The sequence below is a fragment of the Rhizobium acidisoli genome, assembly GCF_002531755.2.
Classification (GTDB): domain Bacteria; phylum Pseudomonadota; class Alphaproteobacteria; order Rhizobiales; family Rhizobiaceae; genus Rhizobium; species Rhizobium acidisoli.
The window spans coordinates 2,283,942-2,306,531 of the sequence record NZ_CP034998.1 but is presented as its reverse complement, the minus strand read 5'-3'; the positions used below and the strand labels follow the sequence as shown (position 1 = coordinate 2,306,531).

The 22,590-nt window shown below is 62.9% G+C and carries 21 protein-coding genes and 1 pseudogene; 14 read left to right on the top strand and 8 right to left on the bottom strand.

Annotated features, from left to right (window positions below; genetic code table 11):
* Window positions 1-69: 69 nt before the first annotated feature.
* From CO657_RS11385 to CO657_RS11375, 3 genes are all read left to right on the top strand, one after another.
* Window positions 70-1,890: a methyl-accepting chemotaxis protein gene (locus CO657_RS11385; protein ID WP_054185637.1), complete on the top strand. Its 1,821-nt coding sequence runs from the start codon at window positions 70-72 to the stop codon at window positions 1,888-1,890.
* Between the two features lie 151 nt (window positions 1,891-2,041).
* The gene (locus tag CO657_RS11380; RefSeq protein ID WP_054185638.1) at window positions 2,042-3,352 is read left to right on the top strand and encodes an extensin-like domain-containing protein; all 1,311 of its coding nucleotides are present in this window, start codon (window positions 2,042-2,044) and stop codon (window positions 3,350-3,352) included.
* A gap of 137 nt (window positions 3,353-3,489) precedes the next feature.
* Window positions 3,490-3,837, top strand: a complete 348-nt coding sequence (locus tag CO657_RS11375; protein ID WP_012558005.1) for a CAP-Gly domain-containing protein — start codon at window positions 3,490-3,492, stop codon at window positions 3,835-3,837.
* 48 nt (window positions 3,838-3,885) lie between these two features.
* Here CO657_RS11375 and CO657_RS11370 read toward each other — a convergent pair whose 3' ends face one another.
* Window positions 3,886-4,683, bottom strand: coding sequence for a class I SAM-dependent methyltransferase (locus CO657_RS11370; RefSeq protein ID WP_054185639.1), 798 nt, complete (start codon window positions 4,681-4,683; stop codon window positions 3,886-3,888).
* Between the two features lie 250 nt (window positions 4,684-4,933).
* On the opposite strand from CO657_RS11370, the gene CO657_RS11365 reads away from it, so the two are divergent.
* The 3 genes from CO657_RS11365 to CO657_RS11355 all read left to right on the top strand — a co-directional run bounded on the left by CO657_RS11365 (window position 4,934) and on the right by CO657_RS11355 (window position 7,927).
* Window positions 4,934-5,329: an Ohr family peroxiredoxin gene (locus CO657_RS11365; protein WP_054185680.1), complete on the top strand. Its 396-nt coding sequence runs from the start codon at window positions 4,934-4,936 to the stop codon at window positions 5,327-5,329.
* Between the two features lie 106 nt (window positions 5,330-5,435).
* Window positions 5,436-6,497: a DUF3095 family protein gene (locus tag CO657_RS11360; protein WP_054185640.1), complete on the top strand. Its 1,062-nt coding sequence runs from the start codon at window positions 5,436-5,438 to the stop codon at window positions 6,495-6,497.
* A 131-nt stretch (window positions 6,498-6,628) separates the two neighbouring features.
* On the top strand, window positions 6,629-7,927 hold the full coding sequence (locus tag CO657_RS11355; RefSeq protein WP_054185641.1) for an epoxide hydrolase family protein: 1,299 nt from the start codon (window positions 6,629-6,631) through the stop codon (window positions 7,925-7,927).
* Window positions 7,928-7,967: 40 nt separating this feature from the next.
* Here CO657_RS11355 and CO657_RS11350 read toward each other — a convergent pair whose 3' ends face one another.
* From CO657_RS11350 to CO657_RS11340, 3 genes are all read right to left on the bottom strand, one after another.
* Complete coding sequence (locus CO657_RS11350) at window positions 7,968-8,381, bottom strand: NUDIX hydrolase (RefSeq protein WP_054185681.1); 414 nt, start codon at window positions 8,379-8,381, stop codon at window positions 7,968-7,970.
* 27 nt (window positions 8,382-8,408) lie between these two features.
* A complete protein-coding gene (locus CO657_RS11345) occupies window positions 8,409-8,906 on the bottom strand; it encodes a MarR family winged helix-turn-helix transcriptional regulator (protein ID WP_054185642.1) in 498 nt (165 codons plus the stop codon).
* Between the two features lie 146 nt (window positions 8,907-9,052).
* Window positions 9,053-9,820: a siderophore-interacting protein gene (locus CO657_RS11340; protein ID WP_054185643.1), complete on the bottom strand. Its 768-nt coding sequence runs from the start codon at window positions 9,818-9,820 to the stop codon at window positions 9,053-9,055.
* A gap of 265 nt (window positions 9,821-10,085) precedes the next feature.
* Between CO657_RS11340 and CO657_RS11335 the strand changes: the two genes are divergently transcribed.
* Both CO657_RS11335 and CO657_RS11330 read left to right on the top strand, forming a co-directional pair.
* Entirely contained in the window at window positions 10,086-10,703 is a 618-nt protein-coding gene (locus CO657_RS11335) for an O-methyltransferase (protein ID WP_054185644.1), read from the top strand.
* Window positions 10,704-10,911: 208 nt separating this feature from the next.
* Window positions 10,912-11,307: a Rap1a/Tai family immunity protein gene (locus CO657_RS11330; RefSeq protein ID WP_054185645.1), complete on the top strand. Its 396-nt coding sequence runs from the start codon at window positions 10,912-10,914 to the stop codon at window positions 11,305-11,307.
* A gap of 10 nt (window positions 11,308-11,317) precedes the next feature.
* Here CO657_RS11330 and CO657_RS11325 read toward each other — a convergent pair.
* The 3 genes and pseudogenes from CO657_RS11325 to CO657_RS37110 form a co-directional block, all read right to left on the bottom strand.
* Window positions 11,318-11,521 (bottom strand): annotated as a pseudogene (locus CO657_RS11325) (FCD domain-containing protein); the annotation flags it as partial.
* Window positions 11,522-11,537: 16 nt separating this feature from the next.
* Window positions 11,538-11,933 (bottom strand): arginase family protein, encoded by a 396-nt coding sequence (locus CO657_RS37115; protein ID WP_197283924.1) that lies wholly within the window; start codon window positions 11,931-11,933, stop codon window positions 11,538-11,540.
* On the bottom strand, window positions 11,933-12,412 hold the full coding sequence (locus tag CO657_RS37110; RefSeq protein WP_197283925.1) for an arginase family protein: 480 nt from the start codon (window positions 12,410-12,412) through the stop codon (window positions 11,933-11,935). The genes CO657_RS37115 and CO657_RS37110 overlap by 1 nt, the downstream gene beginning before the upstream one ends.
* A gap of 191 nt (window positions 12,413-12,603) precedes the next feature.
* Between CO657_RS37110 and CO657_RS11315 the strand changes: the two genes are divergently transcribed.
* Together CO657_RS11315 and CO657_RS11310 are read left to right on the top strand one after the other, a co-directional pair.
* On the top strand, window positions 12,604-13,563 hold the full coding sequence (locus tag CO657_RS11315) for an acetylxylan esterase (RefSeq protein ID WP_054185646.1): 960 nt from the start codon (window positions 12,604-12,606) through the stop codon (window positions 13,561-13,563).
* A complete protein-coding gene (locus CO657_RS11310) occupies window positions 13,560-14,288 on the top strand; it encodes an esterase family protein (RefSeq protein WP_012557996.1) in 729 nt (242 codons plus the stop codon). The genes CO657_RS11315 and CO657_RS11310 overlap by 4 nt, the downstream gene beginning before the upstream one ends.
* Here CO657_RS11310 and CO657_RS11305 read toward each other — a convergent pair.
* A complete protein-coding gene (locus tag CO657_RS11305) occupies window positions 14,279-15,913 on the bottom strand; it encodes a dihydroxyacetone kinase subunit DhaK (RefSeq protein WP_012557995.1) in 1,635 nt (544 codons plus the stop codon). The genes CO657_RS11310 and CO657_RS11305 overlap by 10 nt on opposite strands.
* A 458-nt stretch (window positions 15,914-16,371) precedes the next feature.
* On the opposite strand from CO657_RS11305, the gene CO657_RS11300 reads away from it, so the two are divergent.
* From CO657_RS11300 to CO657_RS11285, 4 genes are all read left to right on the top strand, one after another.
* The gene (locus CO657_RS11300; protein ID WP_054185647.1) at window positions 16,372-17,817 is read left to right on the top strand and encodes an MFS transporter; all 1,446 of its coding nucleotides are present in this window, start codon (window positions 16,372-16,374) and stop codon (window positions 17,815-17,817) included.
* Between the two features lie 238 nt (window positions 17,818-18,055).
* Window positions 18,056-19,120, top strand: a complete 1,065-nt coding sequence (locus CO657_RS11295; protein ID WP_054185648.1) for a histidine kinase dimerization/phosphoacceptor domain -containing protein — start codon at window positions 18,056-18,058, stop codon at window positions 19,118-19,120.
* Window positions 19,121-19,328: 208 nt separating this feature from the next.
* Window positions 19,329-19,880 carry a DUF924 family protein gene (locus CO657_RS11290; protein WP_003593916.1) on the top strand — a complete coding sequence of 184 codons (552 nt, stop codon included), beginning with the start codon at window positions 19,329-19,331 and terminating at the stop codon, window positions 19,878-19,880.
* A 90-nt stretch (window positions 19,881-19,970) separates the two neighbouring features.
* Window positions 19,971-22,502: a mechanosensitive ion channel family protein gene (locus CO657_RS11285; protein ID WP_054185649.1), complete on the top strand. Its 2,532-nt coding sequence runs from the start codon at window positions 19,971-19,973 to the stop codon at window positions 22,500-22,502.
* The last annotated feature ends 88 nt before the right edge of the window (window positions 22,503-22,590 follow it).

The following is a 22,590-nucleotide window of genomic DNA, read 5'->3' as shown; positions in this document are numbered from 1 at the left end:
TTTACGCTCCAGTAATTCTGATGGGTCAGTATGTGAACGATTTCACATAGAAGACTCGCCGGGAACCTCATGCGCAACATCAAGATTTCCACACGCCTTTACTGCCTCGTCGGCTTCACGCTTGCCGTGCTCGCGGCAACGATGGTGTTCTTTCTGAACTATTCCTATTCCGAGCTGCAAGCGGAGCGGAAGGCGGGGCTGGAGAAGATGGAGGCGACGGCGATCGGCATCTTCGACAAATATTACAAGATGGAGCAGGCGGGCACGATGACCCGCGAGCAGGCCCAGGCGGCCGCCAAGGACGTGATCGGTGCGATGCGCTACGGCGCCGACGGCTATTTCTGGATCAACGACATGCATCCGACCATGGTGATGCACCCGATCAAGCCGGCGCTCAACGGCACCGACATCTCGCAGATGAAGGATCCGAACGGCAAGTTCCTGTTCGTCGAATTCGTCAACAAGGTGAAGAAGGACGGCAAGGGCTTCGTCGATTATTACTGGCCGAAGCCGGGCGCCGATGAGCCAGTGCTGAAATATTCCTATGTCGCCGGTTTCGAGCCCTGGGGCTGGATCGTCGGCACCGGCGTCTATGCCGATGACCTAGCCGCGCTCTATCGCCAGAATGCGATCTGGGCGGCAGTGCTCTGCCTGCTCGGCGCGGCCGCCACGGTTGCCATCGCCTATGCCATCGTGCGCAGCGTGACGGCGCCGGTCGCCCGGCTGAAGACAGCGATGAACGCGATCGCCGCCGAAGAGGCATCGGTGGAGATCGCCGGCAGCGAGTGCCGTGACGAAATCGGCCAGATGGCCAAGGCGCTGCTGGTGCTGCGCGATTCCGTCGACGAGCGCAGCGCGCTGCGCGGGCGGGAAGACGAAAGACAGCGGCAGATCGAAGACGAGCGCCGCGGCAACGAGGCGAGCCTGCGTTCGGCCTCGGAGCGGCAGACCCTTGCGATGCAGGCGCTCGGCGTCGGCCTGGAGAAGCTCGCTGGCGGCGACCTGACGGTTGCGATCGGCGAAATCGGCGAGGACTACGCCAAGCTGAGGGGCGATTTCAACGCCGCCGTCGATGCGCTGAACGGGGTCATCCATGCGATCGCCGAGTCGAGCCGCGTCGTCAACGACAGCGCTTCCGACATCAGCGAAGCGACCGGCAACCTGTCGAAGCGAACAGAACAGCAGGCGGCGGCGCTCGAAGAGACGGCGGCAGCGCTGGACGAGATCACCGCGACGGTCAAGACGGCATCCGAGCGGGCGAACGAAGCGCGCGAGATGGTGGCCGAAACCAAGGCAAGCGCCGGCCGCTCCGGCGATATCGTTCGCAATGCGGTGACGGCGATGGGCCGGATCGAGGAATCGTCGAGCCGCATCAACCAGATCATTTCGGTTATCGACGAGATCGCCTTCCAGACGAACCTTCTGGCGCTGAATGCCGGCGTCGAGGCGGCGCGGGCAGGCGAGGCGGGCCGCGGCTTTGCCGTCGTCGCCCAGGAAGTGCGTGAACTCGCCCAGCGTTCCGCCAATGCGGCCAAGGAGATCAAGGAATTGATCAGCCGGTCGGCGACCGAGGTCGAGGGCGGGGTGGCGCTGGTGCGCTCAACGGGTGAGGCGTTGCTGGAGATCGAAGCGCTGGTCAACAAGGTCAACGACCACGTCGCGTCGATCGCGACGGCGGCCCGCGAACAGTCGACCGGGCTGAACGAGATCAACGGTTCCGTCAATCACATGGACCAGATGACGCAGCAGAATGCCGCGATGGTCGAGGAGACGACGGCGGCGAGCCGCACGCTTGCCGACGAAAGCACCCAGCTGAAGACGCTGCTTTCGAATTTCCGCCTGCGCGGGGCGGGGCAATCGCCCGGAGCCCGGTACACACGGGCAGCGTGAGTTAACCGACAGATCAAAGGCCGCGAAAGCGGCCTTTTTCATCTCCGTCGCGTTCAGATTGTGCCGGTAAGTTTTCATTCACCGTTTTTAATTAAAATTGGAGTGAGTTTTTTCTGTCACTGCCCAGTCGGCCTGCGGAAGCGATAAGAGTATGGCGTTTGTTTCCTTTCCTCGGCGATCCCTTTTGCCCCTGCTGCTTTCGGCGGCGCTGACGACCTGTTCGATCAGCGATGGGCTGGTGCCGCCGGCCAATGTCGACAGCGGCACCAGGGTCAGCTCGATCTCGCCGGCACGGGCGCCGGCGGCGCGCATGGCGCCCTCGGTGCGCATGGCGCCGGTGGAAAGCCAGGCCTCCTATCCCGTTTCCAATGCGCCGGTCGGCAATAGCCAGGGCTCCGTCGATTACCTCAATACGCCGAACCTTGCCGGCACCGGTCATGCCGCGCCCTCCCAAGCGGCGGCGCGCGGGGGCCGCCTGCCGATGATCGACAGCGATGAGGCGCTGGCGGCGGGCCAGCCGAGCGGCAATTGGGGCGGCACGCAGAACCTTGCGATCCCTTCCGGTGGCGTCAATATGGATGACGAACTTGGAGCAGAGCCGGTCGTCGGGTTGGCGCAGGAACAACAGCAGCAGATCGCCGAGGGCAATGCGACCGAGCCCGTCGTTGACGGCATCGGCACCGATAGCCCTACGCAGGTGAACCAGCCGCTTCGCCAGCCCGCACCGATGCCGCAGCCGGCAGCACAAGCGCAGATGAGCCGGGCGCCCGCCTGGAACGACGGCAGCCCTGTCGTGGCGCCGACACGCGTTCCGGAAGAGGATGAAAGCGAAGAGGTCGCGATGCTGCGTCCCAACAATCCGATGATGAGCGAGCCAGCGGTACCTGTCGATCCGAGCGTCATGCCGGCCTCCGAGCTTGCCTGCCGGCGCGAGCTGAAGCGCATGGGCGTGCTCTTCGACGAGAAGCCGCCGATCTCGAACGGGCCGGCCTGCCAGGTGCCCTATCCGGTATCGCTGAAGGGGCTTTCCGGCAGTATCGGCGTCAAGCCGGCGGTGACGCTGAACTGCCAGGTGACGCTCGCCTTCGCCAAATGGGTGAAGAACGAGTTGGCGCCGTCTGCCCGCTATCGCTACTGGAGCGGCATCAGGACGATCCAGCCGCTCGGCGGCTATTCCTGTCGCCGCATGAACAACAGCCGGCAGAGATACAATCCGATGTCTGAACACGCCCGCGGCAATGCCATCGACGTCGGCAAGTTCGTGCTGAAGAACGGCCATGAGATCGACGTGCGCAAAAAGGGCCTGTTCTCGCTGCGCGAGGGCCGGTTGCTGAAGGCGGTGCGCACCGACAGCTGCCGCTATTTCAACACCGTGCTCGGCCCCGGCAGCAACCCGGAGCACTGGAACCACTTCCACTTCGATCTGCGCTCCCGCAAAAGCGGCAAGGTCTATTGCGACTGATATCTGTCCCCTTGAACCGTGCGGCGCGGGTGCGGCTGTCGTCGCGGCAAATAGGCCCGCCGGCAGAAAATGGTTCATCCTGGCGGCCCGGCGCGCTATAGATCGCCGGGGCGGATTGCCGTTTGAGAGTTGGATCCATGAGCTATGATTTTCATGTCGGCCAGAAGGTCGTCTGCATCAACGATACCTTCAAACATGTCAGCATCGACCAGCTCATCCGCAAAGGCGAGATCTATACGATCCGCTGGGTGGGCGAATATACCCATTATGTCGACGGCACGTTCATCGGCGTGAAGCTCGCGGAAATCCATCGCGGCAATGATGACGGGCCGGAAGGTTACGGGGCGGCCGATATGCCCTATCGCGCGACGCGCTTCCGGCCGCTGGTGAAGGACAAGATCGCATCGCTGCGCAAGTTGCTGGCGCCGACACCCGATGCACCGGTGGAGCCCAAGGAAAAAGTCAGGAAGAAAGAGAAGGTCTGAGCGCCGCTCTGCCCTTGCCGGTCGCGATCCCGAAAGACGGTGGTCCGATCAGGCTGGCTTCCTGCTGAGGAACAGCCCGGTTTCCCTGCTGACGTCGAGGGCGCCGCTGCCTTGCCTGAAGGCATCGGCGATCGCCTGGCGGAAGCGGGTGAGGTGAGGCTCGTCGGCGCCTTCGCCGGGCGGATAGGAAGTGAGAGCCAGGAAGACATCCTCCGGTTCGGTGATCCGCATGCTTGCCGGATACTGCGACATGGCGACGTTTCCGAATTGCGATCGCATCATTTGTTCGGCGGCGTCATATCCGAAGGCTTCGGCGGCCGGATCGGTCGGCGTGCTGCCGAAGACGGTCGTCAGGCGATAGATCTCGCGCATATTGCCGATGCCGTTGGTGGTGACCGCGAGAACGCCGCCCGGTTTCAAGACCCTTGCCATCTCTGCGATGCCGGCGGCCGGGGCGGGCAGGTGATAGAGCATATGCATGGCGATCACCAGATCGAAGGCGCCGTCTTCGAAAGGAAGTGCGGCGGCGTCGGCCCGGCAGCCTCGAACGGAGCCGAAGGGTAGCGTGCTGCAGCGCGCCACTGCCTCGTCGACCATGCCTGACGAAAGGTCGGTCAGCGTCAGGTGCAGATCCTCCGGCAGCAAGCTTGCCGTTGCGGCCCAGAACCATGCCGGCCCGCAACCGACGTCGAGCACGTGATTTCCCGGTTTCAGGGGCACCCGCCCGGCAACCCACGGGAACCAGCCGGTTTCGGCGATGGTATATTCGGTATGGAGCCTGGCGCGGGCGGCGAGCTTGCGGCTGTCGCCATACTGCACCGCATTGCCTTCGGTTATGGAGGACATCTCAATTCTCCGCCTTCCCAGTGAAGTCCCGGGCCTCGAGGCAGAGCCTATAGAGGGCTTCGTTCCCGGACAAGACGGGACAAGGCGTCGCTCGAGCCTGCCCGCGCGGCTGGCTCAAGCCTTCTGCTGGTGAAAAATAAATCGCATCCGATTAAATCGGAATAGCGTTGACATCGACTTCGGTTCGATATATTAGAGCGCATCCGATTAAATCGGATACGATAAAGCAATCAAACCGAAGGACATGACAATGACTGAGAAGCTTCTTTTTGCTGGCAAGACCCATATCGCCGGCGGCCGCAACGGCTATGCACGCAGCAGCGACGGCACGCTCGACGTCAAGCTGCCGCAGCCGCATCCGGCGGCCGAAAACCTGTTCGGCGCCGCCTGGTCGGCCTGCTATATCGGCGCCATCGAACTCGCTGCCGCGCAGCGGAAGATCACGTTGCCAGCCGGTCCCGAGGTCGATGCCGAGATCACGCTCAATGGCGATAACGGCTCTTACTTCCTGCGCGCACGGCTCGATGTCAGCCTGGCAGACATCGATCGCGGGATCGCGCAGGAGCTGATCGAGGCGGCCCACGGCATCTGCCCATATTCCAAGGCGGTCCACGGCAATATCGACGTCGAAACCAGGCTCGTCTGAACGGGAAGGGCCGGCCTCGCGCCGTCACCTTCAAGCGGGGTCTGCCGATCGGCGGCAGACCCGTTTCTGAGCCAGCAGTCCAACCTGCCGATCCGGAGAATGTGCCATGATCAACAGCTACGCCGAGCCGCATCAGGCCTATGACGAGTTTTCGCTCGTGCTCGATCCCGGTGTCTACGAGCCGTTGCCTGACGATTGGCTGATCGGCATTACCGATGTCGTCAGCTCGACCGCGGCGATCCGATCGGGGCGCTATGAAGACGTCAATTATGCCGGCGCGTCGATCATCGCCGCCCTCGGCAATGCCTGGGGTTCGTTCGATTTTCCCTTCGTGTTTCGCGGAGACGGAGCAGCCTTCGCGTTGCCGGCGAACGGCATCATGGCTGCGACATCGGCCTTGCGTGATGTCGCGGGCTTCGCCAAAGCCGAGCTTCATCTCGACCTGCGCGTCGGGCTCGTCACCGTCGGCGAAATCCGCGCCAACGGGCGCGATGTCAGGATCGCGCGCTATGCCGCTTCCGAAAGCGTGACCTATGCGATGTTTGCCGGAGGTGGGCTCAAATGGGCGGAGCAGCAGATCAAGAAGGGACGTTTTCTTGTCAAGCCCGGCCGCTATGCAATGAAGCCTGACCTGACGGGCTTGAGCTGCGACTGGGCGCCGTTCCCGAGCCAGCGCGGCGAGATCCTGTCGTTGCTGGTCGAGCCGCGCGACCAGACGCGCGCGGAAATCTTTGCGGCGCTGGCGAAACGCGTTCTGGCGGTTTTCGACGCCGCGCCGCGCCGGTCCCATCCGCTGTCCGGAGGGACGGGTATGGCGAGAGAGAAGCAGGTCAGCGCCACACGCTGGTCGGAGGTCGCCTCCAATTCGGATTTCCGCAAGTTCGACGACGGCCTGCGCCTGACGCTGGACTGCGCGCCCGAGCAAATCGACAGCGTCGAAGCCATGCTCATTGCGGCGCGGGCGCGCGGCCAGATCGATTTCGGCCTGCACCGCCAGTCTCACGCGCTGATGACCTGCCTCGTGCCATCCGGCCGGCCGGATTCGCACCTGCATTTCCTCGATGGAATGGGCGGCGGTTACGCGAAAGCGGCCGAGATGATGGAGGAGGGCGCGCTTGGCGTGGCATCGCGTCAGCCTAAGAGGCCTGTCATGGCGGTCGAAGCATAGCCTGACGGGGTGATTGACCCCCGTATTGCCCGGGAGCATAGTCCCGGCCAGACGCGAATGACCTGCTGTTGCTACGAGGTCGGCCAGTCGATCCTCGTCCATCCAAGCAGATCGAACGAGAGGAGAGCGTCATGTCACCGCCATCCCTACCATCGCTCACAAGGCGGGAGCTGCTTGCAGCCACCGCCGCAGCCGGTGCCATCAGCCTGCTTGCCGGAACGCCCAGCGCGCAGGCGAATGGCGAGATGCTCAGCCCCTTCAGCATCAATTTCCCCGAGGAGGCGCTCGAGGACCTGCGCCGACGCGTCGCGGCAACGCGCTGGCCCGATAAGGAGACGGTCACGGACGATACGCAAGGTGTACGGCTGGCGACGATCCAGAAGCTCGCGAACCATTGGGCTGGGGATTACGACTGGCGTAAGATGGAGGCGCGGCTCAATGCGCTGCCGCAATTCGTCACCGAGATCGATGGGCTGGATATTCATTTCATTCACGTCCGCTCCAAGCACGAAAATGCATTGCCTATTATCATCACCCATGGCTGGCCGGGCTCGATTATCGAGCAGCTGAAGATCATCGAGCCGCTCACCGACCCGACAGCGCATGGCGGAAGCGAAGCGGACGCGTTTGATGTGGTGATCCCATCGCTGCCGGGCTACGGTTTCTCCGGTAAGCCGACGGCGCCGGGTTGGAACCCTCCTCGCATCGCCCGTGCCTGGGTGGTGCTGATGCAACGCCTCGGCTACACGAAGTTCGTGGCGCAAGGCGGTGATTGGGGAAACGCGGTCACCGAGCTGATGGCTCTGCAGGAGCCGCCGGGATTGCTTGCCGTCCATACGAACATGGCGGCCACGGTTCCAGCCGATATCGCCAAGGCGCTCGCAGCCGGCGGGCCGCCGCCCGCCGGTCTTTCAGCTGATGAAAAGCAGGCCTGGGAACAGCTCGACGACTTCTACAAGAACGGGCTGGGTTATGCGATCGAGATGAACAACCGGCCGCAGACGCTCTACGGGATCGTCGACTCGCCGGTCGGCCTGGCGGCCTGGATGCTCGACCACGATATTCGCAGCTACCAGATGATCGCCCGCGTTTTCGATGGAAAGCCGGAAGGTCTGACGCAGGACGATATCCTCGACAACGTTACGCTCTACTGGCTGACGAATACCGCAATCTCCTCGGCGCGGCTCTACTGGGATAATGCGCATTTTCCGAGCGGAGGCTTCTTCGATCCCAGAGGCATCAAGATTCCTGTTGCCGTAAGCGTCTTTCCCGACGAGATCTATGCGGCGCCGCGCAGCTGGGCAGAGAAAGCCTATCCGAAACTCATCCACTACAACAGGCTCGACAAGGGCGGCCATTTTGCCGCCTGGGAACAGCCGACGGCTATGACGGCCGAGCTGAGAACGGCGTTCCGGTCGCTGCGCCAGTAAGGCAAAATCGGGTTGCGCCGAACCGGGCCGCCAAACGCTTTCAATCTTTGCCACTCTGCTGCAGGAGAAGCTTTGTGAGTATTTTGCCGATCTGAGGCGGCGCCAGCTCGGTTTCGCATTCTATCTCGGCGGCGGTAAACCATCTGAGCGCCGTGTGTTCATCGCCGATAAGTCGCGGCGATCCCTGCCATCGGTCGACGTGATAGACATGGAAGGTGGCGGATGCCCCGGGCGGGCTTTCCGAAACGAACTCTCCGGCAAACAGCCAGTGCTGTGGCATCACGCCGATTTCTTCCAGCAATTCCCGGCGCATTGCCGTCTCGGCGTCTTCGCCATCTTCGACATGGCCGCCCGGCAGGCTCCACCGATCCGGGTGCGTCCTGCGCTCCGAATTTCGCCTGGCGAGAAGAACGCTCCCATTCCCGATCAATGCGCCGATTGCGATCTCGGGCATATCACCGAATGCCGACATGTGCCGCGATCATGATTTTTGCGGCTCCGCCTGCGCCCGCAGCAAGTTGTCGCGCAGCCGCGTCACCGATTTCTGTACGATGGGGAAATCGTCGCCGAGGCCGACGGCGTCGATCAGGACTGAGCCGGGATCGGTGTCGAGAAGATCGCGCCCCGCGGGCGTCAGGTTCACGCGCACCTGCCGTTCGTCGGCGGGGTCGCGATGGCGGGTGATAAAGCCCGAGGACTCCAGCTTCTTGAGAATGGGGGTCAGCGTGTTGGATTCGAGGAACAGTTTTTCCCCCAGCATGCTGACCGTCTGGTCGTCCTCCTCGGAGAGGGCCACCATGGCGATGTATTGGGTATAGGTCAGGCCGAGTGCGTCGAGAACCGGCTTGTAGGCGCGGCCGAAGGCAAGATTGGCCGAATAGACCGCGAAGCACAGGAAAGTCGAAAGCTTACGGCGCTCCGCACCTGGGCCGGCGGGTGCAGGCATCTCGGGCTGTTTCGCGGTTTTGGAGGTGGCCATGGGAAATCCTATCAACGCTCTGATTGCTTAGGAATACATATATATCGCACCCGATTAAATCGCAATGTATATCCGGCTGCTTTCTGACAGCGTGTCCGGCCGTCGCCCCAGCTTCCGGAGCGGCGGCCAGCGTCGGCGTCTACGGGTTAACCGAACTTCTCCGTCGCATCGGCCTTGCCGAATACCCAATAGCCGGATGCCTTGATCCAGCTCAGCGGGTAGCCCCGTTCCAGCAGATGGGCGCGGATATCGCGTGTCACCGATGCTTCCGCCGCGGCCCAGACGAAGGTTTCCGGCCTGATGTCGATCATGCTCAACAGTTTCAGCAGTGCAGCGGCATCGGTTGCCTCGGAGAGAGGCCGGTGCGCCCAGTGGACATCAAGGTCCGCTCGGGTTTCGAAGCTCTGCTCTTCCAGGGGGCCGGTGACGGCGGCGATCGCGGTGATGACGGTTCCGGCCGCACTCTCCTCGATGCGGCGGCCGATCGCAGGCAGCGCGGTCTCGTCGCCGATCAGCAACCATCGCGTCACCGCCTTCGAGACCACGGCAGAGCCTCTTGGCCCGCCGATCTCGAGCCTGTCGCCGGGGCGTGCGCCGATCGCCCATTGCGTGACCGGACCTGCCTCGTGCAAGGCGAAGTCGATGGTCAAGCTCCGCGCGGCATTGTCATAGCGGCGCGGCGTATAATCCCGGCGCTCTTCTCCGCCATCGGCGGCGGGAACGAAGATCTTGATGTGGTCGTCAGGCGCAAGGCTGGTGAAATCGGCGAGATCGTCGCCGCTCAATGCGATGCGGCGCATGCCGGGGGTGATGTCGATGACGCTTTCGACCGTCAGTGCGCGCCGGCGCGTCTCGTGGCGCACCCGCTCGATGCCGGGGGATGAAGTCTGCTCTTTGAATTGATTGTTATCCATGTGTCCTCAGGAGCTATTGAAACTCGATCCGCAGGACACAGTCGCGCAGATCGAAGCCGCAAAGCCGTTCGATCATACGCGTTGAGTGACGTTAACGCTTACGTGGCCGGGTGACCCGGCCATTGACGGGCTTGATGTAGCGGAGCGCGGCGGCATGTGCAACCGCATCGAGGCCGCAAAACCCGATGATTGCCGAAGTTTAACTTTTCCGAGCCAGTTCGGTCGGGCAATGTCGGCCATCAATCGAGATAGAAGGGCAGGGCCGATGGACAACCGGATCGAGGAAGTGCTCGACATCTATCACGGGATGATCGAGACGGAGCGCAACAGCCCGCGCGAGCAGCCTCCCGGCGGCCGCGATGGAGGGCAGGATAAGCGGCTGCGCGCGGTCGGGCCGGAGACCGGGCAGTTCATCAATATTCTCGCCAGGAGCCTCAAGGCGCCGATCATTCTCGAACTCGGCACCTCCTTCGGCTATTCCGGGATATGGCTGGCGGAAGCCGCCCGCGCTACCGGCGGCCGGCTGATCACCATGGAAATGCACGATTACAAGTCGGCCTATGCGCGCGACATGGCCGTCAAGGCGGGCCTTGCCGACCATGTCGAGTTCAAGGTCGGCGACGCCGTCCAGATGATCGGCGCGCTTTCTGAGGGCATCGACTTCGTGCTCGTGGATCTCTGGAAGGACCTTTACCTTCCCTGCCTCGAGGCCTTCTATCCCAAGCTCAATCCGGGCGCGATCATCGTCGCCGACAATATGATCCGACCCGGGGGTGAGGATGTAAGGCGCTACGGCGAAGCCATCCGCGCCAAACTGGGGATCTCAAGCGTGCTGCTGCCGGTCGGCAGCGGACTTGAGGTGAGCCGTTTCGACCGAGGTTGACGGCGGGCGATCACAAGAATCCGGTGCGTCCAACTGCTTGAGCGAGAGTGTATCGCGGGATTGCACCGTGTTTTGTCGACCTCGTAACTGCACACAAATTGCCGCTCATTGCTACTTTTGAATGCGGCACAAAAGATGACACGTTTGAAGCTCATTTCCGACATTTTCCCGATCGAAGCTCCGCGCCATTCAGACTTGGGGAGTTGTGATGTCGGGCATTCTTATCGCCACCCTGTTGGCAACGGTTTCAGCAAAGATTCCCGCCGGATTATCCAGCGGTGACGTTCTCTATTCTGATTGCAGCGGGTCCCGGCAGTTTGTCGTCGGGTATGTTGCCGGCTGGTTGGACAAATGGAATAGTGACGAGTATCTCGCCCGTCGCATTTTTACCGAGGCCGCTCCCAGACCCAGCAGGATGGTGAACTCGGCGCATTTTGCAATCGCCGTTGGTGTTAACGTCTGCATTCCAACCGGGACCACGGCGGAAGCGATCGGCAATACGCTATGCACGTTCCTCGAAGAGAATCCCGGCATACGCGAGGCGACCGGCGACGAGCTGATGATGACCTTGGCTCATTATAAGTACCACTGCCCGATTCCTTAGGGGGGCACACCGGCTTATTGGTCTCGATGAGGCGGCTGAGCGAGGTGGCGGCGTTCAGCATGTGAGCGCGCATACGGCGTGAGGCCATCTCGCCGTCGCCTTCGGCGATCGCCTGCATGATGGCTTCGTACTTGTCGCGATAGCGGGTCAACCATTCACCCTGGCGCGGCTGCGCGCGCCGGAAGGCGTTCGGGAGGTTACGCGCGGCGATCGCCGCCAAGCCCCAATTTTCAATCTCCAATCAGAGGCAGCTCAGCCAGCAGCGCCCGCGTCTGGATGGCGTCCCATGAAATATATTCGGTGATCGCCAGGCCGACGATTTCCGCTTTCGCCGCGACATCCCGGAGGAGGCGGACGACGTGAGCTGGTTCGAGGCGGCCGCGCGGGACGCCCTGGAGGAAGCCGGGGCCGGCGTCGGGCTTGTTGAAGAGGATCGACCTGAAATGTGCCGGATTGATCGCGTCGATATCGAGATGCACGGCGAGATACGCGATGCGCTGCTCCTCGATCCAGTTCAGGATCGCAGCGCTGTCCGTCCGTAGTTCGGCTGAGCCGGTTCGCCGGAGCGACATGCGCTTGAGGATTTCGTCTTCCGCCGCCGACCATTCGTCCAGACCGGCATACATCACCAAAGCGGGGTCGACGTGATTTTCGACTTCCGCCGCGAAGTCGCGGCGCCCTGGCCAAGGAGCATTCCGAGCACTTGCGCATGGGCATGGGGTGTTTCCTTCGGCGTCTGCACATCGGGGTGTGCGTCGATCCACAACACGCCGACCCTGCCATAGTGTTTGTTGAGATAAGCGATCGGAGCGAGATCGACGAGGCAATCGCCGCCGATGGTGAGGATTTTATCCGGTCGATGCTTCTCGATCGCTCGGCGGGCGGAACGGACCTGCTCGAGAAGCGCCGTCTTTGCGAGGATTCCGTCTTCCATCCTGAGTGATCCTGGGCCGCCGGGAGAGGGGACCGGCACGGTTTCATCCGGGCCGTCGGAGGGCGGCAGAAGCCAGGAGAGCAGCTCTGAACTCAGGTGATAGTCGCTGAGATTGCCGCCTTGCCATTGCGGCATGTGCAATCGGAGGGTCTTCGAGCGTGAATCGGTCATGCGGCAATCCTTCCGTTGGCGTCCCGCCAAGATATGGTAGCCTCACGCCGATACCAATGGCCGACCGTTGCCAATACCATCATGGCGAACTGGCTCAGCTGTCACACACCCCGCTCGATCGCAGGGTGCTGGGTCGCCGCAACCGGGGAGAGCGCCTTGCGCGGCCGGGCTTTTCACGGGACAAAGCGCGGATGAGCATTCCTACAACACATCCCTTCGCCTTCGACCCGACCTACGGCATGCGGCTCGAAGAGCTTCTTGCGGTCGAGCCGCCGGAGGAGCCTGGTGGTTTCGACGCATTCTGGGAGGCGCGGTATCAAAAGGCGCTGACAGTCGATCCGCAGCCGGTGCTTTCCCGGAGCCAGCTCACCCATCCCGATTGGCACGTGCTCGACCTCGTCTATCTCTCCACAGATGCGTTCCGGATCGGCGGCTGGCTGCTCCTGCCGCGTGAGGGGCAGGTACGGCGCGGTCTCGTCGTCGGCCATGGTTACGGCGGGCGCGACCGTCCGGATTTCGATCTGCCGGTCAAGGAAACGGCGCTCATCTTTCCCTGCTGCCGCGGGCTGTCGCTGAGCCGCCATCCGCCGATTTCCGAGAACCCTTCCTGGCATGTGCTGCATGATATCGACAAGAAGGATTCCTATATCATCGGCGGCTGCGTCGAGGATATCTGGCTTGCAGTCTCGACGCTCGCAGCCCTCTATCCCTGGCTTTCAGGGCATGTCGGTTATAGCGGCATCAGCTTCGGCGGCGGCGTCGGGGCGATGGCGATCGCCTATGATCCGCGCATCGACCGCGGGCATCTCGCGCTTCCAAGCTTCGGGCACCAGCCGCTGCGCCTCGAACTGCCGAGCGTCGGCAGCGCGCAAGGAGTGCAGGAATATCAGGCGGAACATGGAAACGTGCTGGAGACGCTGCGCTTCTTCGATGCGGCGACGGCGGCGCGGCGGATCAGGGTGCCGATGCTGACGGCGGTGGCGCTTTTCGATCCTTCGGTCGCGCCGCCCTGCCAGTTCGCTGTCGCCAATTCGATACCGAAATTTAATGAAATCTTCATCCTGGACGCCGGGCATTTCGACTACCCTGGAAGTGCTGAGCAAGAGGCGGTTCTCCGCGACAAGATCGGACAGTTCTTCAGGGTGCCATGAACCGCGAATATCTGCGCTGGTACAGTCAGCGTCTGCATCGAGACATGGAGATGCTGGTGTTCGGCCATGCCGGCGCCAAGGTGCTGGTTTTTCCGACGCGAGAAGGGCGCTTTTTCGAATATGAACAGCTCGGCCTGGTCGCAAGCCTTGCAGACAAGCTGCAGGCCGGCCATCTCCAGCTTTACTGCATCGAGGGGCTGGCGACCGAGAGCCTTTACGGCTTCCACCGCCATCCGGCCGATCGCATCCGCCGGCATGCCGCTTTGGAGGATTATATCCTCAACGAGGTGCTGCCGCTGATGGCGGCGAAGAATCCACATGACTGCACCATCGTGCACGGATGCAGCCTCGGCGCCTTCCAGGCGGCAAGCCTCGTTTTCCGCCACCCGCATCTCTTCCGCAAGCTCGTCGCCTTTTCCGGGCGCTACGATCTGACGATGAAGGTGGAATCCTTCGACGACCTGTTCGACGGCTATTACGATGACAGCGTCTATTTCCACACCCCGACGCATTTCCTGCCCGGCCTCGGCTCGGACTGGCGGCTCGACAGGCTGCGCGAGATCGAGATCGTGCTGACCATCGGCGATGCCGATCCCTTCCTCGACAACAACCGCTATCTCAGCCGGCTGCTGGGCGAGAAGAATATTCGCCACCAGCTGCATGTATGGGACGGCCGCGCCCATCGCGCCGGCGCTTGGCGGAGGATGGCTCCGCTTTACGTCTGAAGACCCGCCACCACGGTGAAGGCTGCGGCGACCGCGACAGCGCCGGGATCGGCCACATCGGCCAGATCCCTTGCGCCGACATAGGAGGAACGTCCGGCTTTCGCCTTGGTCATCGCCTTCGTCGATTCCGCGCCTGATGCCGCCGCCTTTGCCGCTGCTGCAACGCCGCCGGAGGCTAGCGCATGCAGCGCCGGCGAGAGCGCATCGACCATCGTGCGGTCGCCGACCTCCGCTCCGCCGTAGAAGGCCATCCGGTCGAGCCCGGCCAGAAGGGCTGCCGATATATTTGATTTGTCGGCCATCGCCTTGGCCGCGGCGGTGAAGAAGATCGACAGCAGCACGCCGCTCGATCCACCCATACTGGTGCCGAGAATATCGCCGATCGCGGCAAGGGTGGCCGCCGGCCGGTCGAGCGGCAGCGTGTCGAGGCGGGCGAGCAGGCTGCGGGCGCCTGTTGCCACGGTCGAGCCGGTATCGCCGTCGCCGACGCGGGCGTCCAGGCGGTTGAGATCCTCTTCCAGCGAAATCAGATGCTCGCAGAGTGCCGCGATCAGGCGCCGGTTGCCGGGGTTTTCGCCGGCTGCGGCTTCTCCTCTCGCTGTCCTCGGTGCGGCGATGATCTCGATCCCATGGCGCTCTACGGCGGGCATCCAGGCATGCGGTTCGACAGCGGCTGTCAGGGCCGCTTCGCGCTCGGCGTCCAGCGGGATCAGCGACAGCGAGAAGCCGTTCATGTTGAGCGCGGTCATGACAGGCGCCGGACCGATGATCAGGCGGGTGCGGCGGCCAAGCGGGGTGGCCAGCACGGCATTGGCGACGACGGCCATTTCGAGTGGCGGCACGGCGCCGAGATTGTTGATGAGCAGCGCGTGATCGCCGGTATTCCCAGGCGTTGCGGAGAGGCGGGCGGACATGATGGCAACGATATCGGCGACCGGCTGCAGCGCGATGCGCTCGACGCCCGGTTCGCCATGGATGCCGAGGCCGAGTTCGCCTTCGTCGGCGCCGAGCCGGTCCTCGTGCGTCTGGCCGGGCACGCTGCAGGTGGAGAGCGACATGCCGAGTGAGACGATATCGCCGGCGGCACTTCCGGCCTGGGCCGCGACCGTTTTCAGATCCTGACCTCGTTCGGCGTGGTAGCCTGCGATCTTGTGGACGAACAAGGTGCCGGCGACGCCGCGCGGCTGGCTGATGCCGGGCAGGGCGATATCGTCGGCGACGATAACCATCTCGACATCGAAGCCTTCGGCGCGGGCCTTTTCGGCGGCAAGGCCGAAATTCAGGCGGTCGCCGGTGTAATTCTTGACGATCAGCAGCGCGCCCTTCGGACCCGTCACCGCCCGGATTGCCGTCAGCACCGCATCGACGCTCGGCGAGGCGAAGATCTCTCCCGAAACGGCCGCCGTCAGCATGCCCTTTCCGACAAAGCCGGCATGGGAGGGCTCGTGGCCGGCGCCGCCGCCCGATATGATCGCCACCTTCGACTTGTCCCAGTCGGCGCGCAGGATCACCTTGATATCGGGAAAACTGTCGAGGCGGGCAAGACGGCCCTTGCGGCTCGTCAGAAGCAGGCCGTCCAGGGCTTCGGTGACGATGTTTTCCCTGCGGTTGAAGAAGTGTTTCATCGATTGAGACCCGTCCGTTGGTTTCGTGCCGTCGTCATGCCTTTTTGCCGGTCGCAAGAGGTGCTGTCCACCCGCATCGAGCAAAGGGATCGCGCGGCGATCCGGGCCGAGACTGGGGAGGAAACTTGGCGATAAGAGAAATTTCTCCCGCAAGCGTACCGCTACGGCGAAATCTGGCCTCGCTGCGGGATGGGTCGCAGGCTATCACCTCGACGCCGCTCCTGTTTTCCCGGGAGCGGTTCAAACTTGGCCTCGCTCCGGCGGGGCCTTTTTCTTACGCGGCGAGCTGCCCCTCGGAATATTCCCGCGCAGTGCGAGATTTAGCCTTTCCGGCCGGATGCAACGGGCGTATTCAGCCAGTAGGCGGTTCATATCCGCATATCCCCGCGCGGCGGATTTTCAGTCAGCTTCCTTCCCGTTTCCCTGCCGCGGCATCCTGAATTTTCATTGGCGGATCGATGACCACGGCAGAGACGAGCGAGAATGGGCAGGAGGCGGCAAGCGGCCGCCAGGCGAAGATCGTGGCGCTGGTCGTTGCCGTTTCCTTCTTCATGCAGATCCTCGACGGCACGATCGTCGCCACCTCGCTGCCGCAGATGGCGGCAAGCTTTAATGTCCAGCCGGTGTCGATGAGCATCGGCATCACCGTCTACATGCTGACGATGGCCGCGTTCATTCCGTTGTCGGGCTGGCTCGGCGACAGGTTCGGCGCGCGCCGGATCTTCCTGATGTCGATCGCCGTCTTTACCGCCGCCTCGCTGTTCTGCGGCCTGTCCGGCAGCCTTACGGAATTTGTGCTGTGGCGCGCCCTCCAGGGCGCGGGCAGCGCGCTGATGACGCCGGTCGGGCGGATCATCGTGCTGAAGAACGCCCGCAAGTCCGAACTCGTCCAGGCGATCGCGCTGATCACCTGGCCGGCACTGACCGCACCGGTGATCGGCCCGGTGCTCGGCGGCTTCATCACGACCTATGCCAGCTGGCACTGGAACTTCCTCATCAACATCCCGATCGGCATTCTCGGCATGGCGCTGGTGCTGCGCTTCGTGCCGGAGCAGCGCGAGACAGATCCCGGCCGGTTGGATTTCGCCGGCTTCGTCCTGAGTGCTGCGGGGCTGACCTTCCTGCTCGCCGCCCTGGAGCTTTCGGTCAAATGGGACGGTGGGCTTTTACCGGTCATATCCATGCTTGCAGCCGGCATCGTGCTGTCTGTGATGGCGACCCGGCATTTCCTCGCCGTCGACAATCCGCTGCTCGACCTTTCGGCCTTCCGCGTCCAGACCTTCTCGATGTCGACGCTGTCGGCCGGCACGGCCTGCCGGGTGGCGATCAATGCGACACCGTTCCTGCTGCCGCTCCTGTTCCAGCTCGGTTTCGGGCTGAGTTCGATTGCCGCCGGCACCTATCTGCTCGTCTACTTCCTCGGCAATCTCGGCATGAAGACGGTGACGACGCCGCTCTTGCGCTTCCTGGGCTTCCGCATCGTGCTGGTGTTCAACGGGCTGATTGCGGCGCTTTCAATCGCCGCCTGCGGTTTCCTCACGCCGGATACGCCGCAGTTTTTCATCCATGCGCTGCTTTTTCTCGCCGGCCTGTCGCGGTCGATGGAATTCACTGCGCTGAACACGCTCGCTTTCGCCGATGTCGGTCCGGCGCAGCGAAGCTCGGCCTCGACGCTGTCGAGCATGCTGCAGCAGGTGTCGATGCTGCTCGGCGTCGCCGTTGCGGCGGCTGTGCTGAATATCGCCTCGGCCCTGAGGGGCGCGGATAATCCCGTTCTTGCCGATTTCCGCTGGGCTTTCGTCGTGGTCGGCGCGATCGGCGTCATGTCGTCGCTGCGCTTCCTGCAATTGCCGGCGGAGGCAGGCGCCGAAGTATCCGGCCATCGGAAATTCCAGAAAAATTAGCCCGCGGCGGAACCAATCGGGCCGCTCCAATCTTCTTCAACGGCTTCCATCGGATCCTCCTCCAGGCCAGGTCGTGTTCTGAAAATGCCGGCTTCCTGCCACCCTCCTTCCGCGCCGCCAGCGACAAGGGCGAGGGACCGCTGTTTACCGCAGGCGGCCGATGCAATACGACATTGCCATGCGGACGACTCGGACGCTTGCGGGCGGTCGTCGCTGCGAGAGAAAGCCGGGAGACGGAATGAGCACTTCTAGCGGCGATGCGGATGCCCTGATCCACATCCTCTATATCGATGACGACGAGGGGCTCGCCCTCTTGATGCAAAAGAACCTCGGCCGACGCGGCTTTTCGGTTGAATGGGCCGAGAATGGTGCTGCCGGCCTTGCGAGACTTGGCAAAGGCGGCGTCGACGCCGTCGTGCTCGATCATGTCCTGGCTGGCGAGACCGGTCTCGATATCCTGCCCTGCATCACGGCGCTGCCGGATCATCCACCGGTCATCTATGCGACGGGTTCGGACGATACAAGCATCGCGGTCGCGGCGCTGAAAGCCGGCGCCGACGACTACATGTTCAAGGGGATCTCGGCCGATTATTTCGACCTGCTCGCCGCCGCCCTCGAACAGGCGCTGGAGCGGGCGCGCTTTCGCCGCGAGACGGCGCAGGCGCAGGAGGTGATCCGCCAGCAGCGCGATCTTGCCGAGATGCTGCTTGCCGAGGTCAATCACCGCATCGCCAACAGCCTCGGCCTTGTCGGCGCGCTGATCAGGATGCAATCCTCGATGACCAAGGACCAGGTGGCGATCGATGCGCTGCACGAAACCCAGATGCGCATCAACGCGATCGCCAGCGTGCACCGCCGGCTCTATACCAACCGGCAGGTCGGTTCGGTGCAGGTGGATGAATATCTGAACAGCCTGCTTACCGAACTCGAAGCCTCGATGCGCGACGACAAGCGGCCGCACCGCGTCGTGCTCACCGCTGAGCCCGTCAATCTGGCGACCGACAAGGTGATCACGCTCGGCTTGATCGTCAGCGAACTCGTGACCAACGCTTTCAAATACGCCTATCCGGACAGTGTGCCGGGCGAAATCCGCGTCTTTGTCGATCAGACGGACGAGGCGTTGAGGGTCATCGTCGAGGACGATGGGGCGGGGTTCGATCCGGAGAGCCCGGCGAGGGGAACGGGGCTCGGGACGCGGATATTGACGGCCATGGCTGCGAGCTTGAAATCGGATTTTGCCTATGATCCCGGGCATGATGGGACGAAGGCGACGCTAGTGTTTTCGTTGAACGAGGGGAAGTAGGGTGTGCCGTACGGCCCCCTCATCCGCCTGCCGGCACCTTCTCCTCAAGGGGAGAAGAGATGTGCCGCGACGCCTCGATTCCCTCTTCTCCCCTCGGGGAGAAGGTGCCCGTAGGGCGGATGAGGGGGCTGCAAGCACACCATTATCTGTTTATCGACAATAGTTTACCGACATCGCATTATCAAACTTAACGCTAGGGGAAGCGAAGATGACGACGATCCGTACGCCGAGGGAAGTCTATGACTTCTGGTTTGTCCGATGCGGCCGGGAGCTGTGGTTCCGCCCGCCGCCGGAGCTCGACGTCGAGATCCGCGAAGGCTTCCGAGAGACGCATCTGGCTCTTGCCGCGGGCATCGGTGACGAATGGCGGGTGGATGCCGAAAGCCGGCTCGCGGCCGTGATCCTGCTCGACCAGTTTTCCCGCAACATTTATCGCGGCACGCCGCTCGCCTTTGCAACCGACGGGCTGGCGCTTCGGGAGGCCAAGCTCGCGCTTGCCGCCGGCGCCGACCTGGCGGTCGAGACCGCCTGCCGCACCTTCTTCTACCTGCCGTTCGAACATGCCGAAGACCTTGATGAGCAGGATCGTTCGGTGGCATTGTTCACCGCGCTTGGCGATGAGGAATATCTGGACTATGCGATCCGCCATCGCGACATAATCGCCGCCTATGGCCGCTTTCCGCACCGCAATGCCATGCTCGGACGGGAATCGACGGCGGCGGAACGCGATTATCTCTCCCAGCCCGGGGCCGGCTTCTAAACCTTTCCGGGGGCTTCCGCCTTTCTGTCGCCTTTCTTTGCTAGGAAAAGCAGGCATTCTATCCCGACGACAACCTTTCCGGAGGCGCTTTTGCGGCTGAGGTCCATCCTGCTTCGCACCATTCTTCTCGTGACGCTGGCGCTCGCCGGCGCGCATTTCGAGGGTGCCGCGGCCTTCGCGCAGGAAGCGCAGACGCAGGCGGCCGCGCCGGCGCCTGTCGATACCCCGTTCGACCAGGCGGCGAAGGAGATCGACAAGGCGAAGGTTCAGCTGACGGCGCTTCAGGACGGCGTCAAGCAGAATGCCGACAATGACGATGCGCTGGTCGGGCTTGCGACCAAGGCCGACGAGCTCAGCCGCGCCGTCATCACTATATCGGTCAATCTCAGGCCGCGTTTCGACCAGATCAAGAACCGGCTTGCCGAGATCGGCGATCCGCCGAAGGACGGGCAGCCTCCCGAAGCCGAGATCGTCACCCAGGAGCGCAATACGCTCGCCGCCGAGCGGGCGCAGATCAACGCGGTGACGGGCGACGCCGAAAACCTGTCGATTGCGGTGACGAAGCTCGTCAACCAAATCATCGAGATGCGGCGGCAGCTGTTTGCCGATACGCTTTTCAAGCGGACCGAGGTCTCCGCTTCGGTGATCGACGATGCCGCCGGCGCCTTCGTGCACGAGATCAGCGAATTCTCGCAGGCTCTGTCGAGTTGGGCGGTGTTCGTCTGGAAATTCAAGCGTTTTCCGATGTTTGCCGCGATCGTCCTGTCGCTCGCCTCGGCGCTCATCCTGCTTTCCGGCAGCTATCGGCTGTTCGGCGCATATCTGCGCCGCGATGAGGCTGTCGAGGAGCCGTCCTATATCGGGCGGTTATCGATCGCCTTCTGGTCGACACTGATCCGCACGATGGCGCTGTCAGTGCTGCTCGTCACCTCGTTCTTCTTCCTCAACGGCTTCAACGTGCTGAGACCGGATATCGCGCCGGTCATCGGCGCGCTGTTCGGAACGATCGGCCTCGTCTATTTCGTCGGCCGCTTCGTCAACGCCATCTTCGCGCCGCGCGAGCCGCGCTGGCGGCTTGTGCGGCTTTCCAATCTCGGCGCCCGCTCGATCGGCTATTGCCTGCTGGCGATGGCTGTGGTCAACGGGCTCGACTATCTTTTCGGCACCGTCAGCGAGGCGATGGGCTCGCCGCTGGTGCTGACCGTGATCCGAAGCCTGTTTGCGGCGCTGATCATCGGCATGATCCTGATCACGGTCTCCTTCGGCAAGCCGATGTTGGCAAGGAACGGCGATCCCGACGCGCCGGGCAGACATTGGCCGCGCGGCATGGCGATCATCCTGCGGGTCGTCGGCGCCAGCCTGATCATCGCCGCGCTGACGGGGTATGTCGGGCTCGCGCGCTTCGTCGCCACGCAGCTCATCATCACCGGTGCTGTTGTCGCCACCATGTATGTCGGCCTGCTTTCCGGCAAAGCGATTTCAAGGCAGGAAAGCTTCGGCGACACCTTCTTCGCCCGCTTCCTGACGCGCCGCTTCAATCTCGGGCCGGTGGCGATCGACCAGGCCGGCCTGCTCGTCGGCCTTGCCATCTATGCCGTGGCGCTGATTATCGGCGTCCCGCTGATCCTGCTGCTCTGGGGCTTTCATGTGCAGGATCTGCAGATTATCGCCTATCGGCTGTTTACCGAGGTCAGGCTCGGCGGCATCAGTATCTCGCTGCTCGGCATCTGCACCGGCATCCTGCTGTTTGCCGGCGTCTACCTGCTGACACGCTGGCTGCAGCGCTGGCTCGACGGCAATGTCATGGCAAGAAGCCATGTCGATCTCGGCGTCCGCAATTCGGTCAAGACGGGCATCGGCTATCTCGGCGTCGGCATCGCCGCGATCATCGGCGTCTCGGCCGCCGGCATCGATCTCTCGAGCTTCGCACTCGTCGCCTCGGCGCTCTCCGTCGGTATCGGTTTCGGCCTGCAGAACATCGTCTCCAACTTCGTCTCCGGCCTGATCCTGCTCGTCGAACGGCCGTTCAAGGTCGGCGATCATGTCGTGTCGGGCACGGCCGAAGGCATCGTCAAACGCATCTCGGTTCGTGCCACCGAGATCGAGACTTTCCGCAAGCAGTCGATCATCGTGCCGAATTCGGAGCTGATCAACGGTCTGGTCGGCAACTGGACGCACCGCAACAAGATCGGCCGCTCGGAAATTCCGGTTTCCGTCAGCTACAATGCCGATCCGCAGCAGGTGATGGATATTCTGCTGGAGCTGACGGCGAAGATACCGCTCGTCATGCGCAATCCCGAGCCGCACGTCGAATTCCTGCGCTTCGGACCATATTCGCTTGATTTCGAGCTGCGCTTCTTCCTCGCCGATATGGGCGACGGCATGACGGTGCGCAACAATCTCAGGATCGAGATCCTCCGGCGCTTCAAGGCCGAAGGTATCGAGATCCCGCTGCCGCAGAGCGACCTCACCATCCATCGCGATGCTCCGCCTGTCCTTGCTAATGCCGTCAAGGAGCAGACGGACGGCCGAGACGATCCAAAGAACAAGCCCATCGAGGAAGAGGAGCGGCCGGTGCGGCAGCTGCGCGGGCGGACGGCGGATGGCAGCCTGAAGAGCTGAACGGCTCATTCAGCCATCATTCACAGGTCTATGTGCATGATCTCCAGCATCGGGATCGCTGCCGAGGGCAGCACCGGTCGTTCGAGGG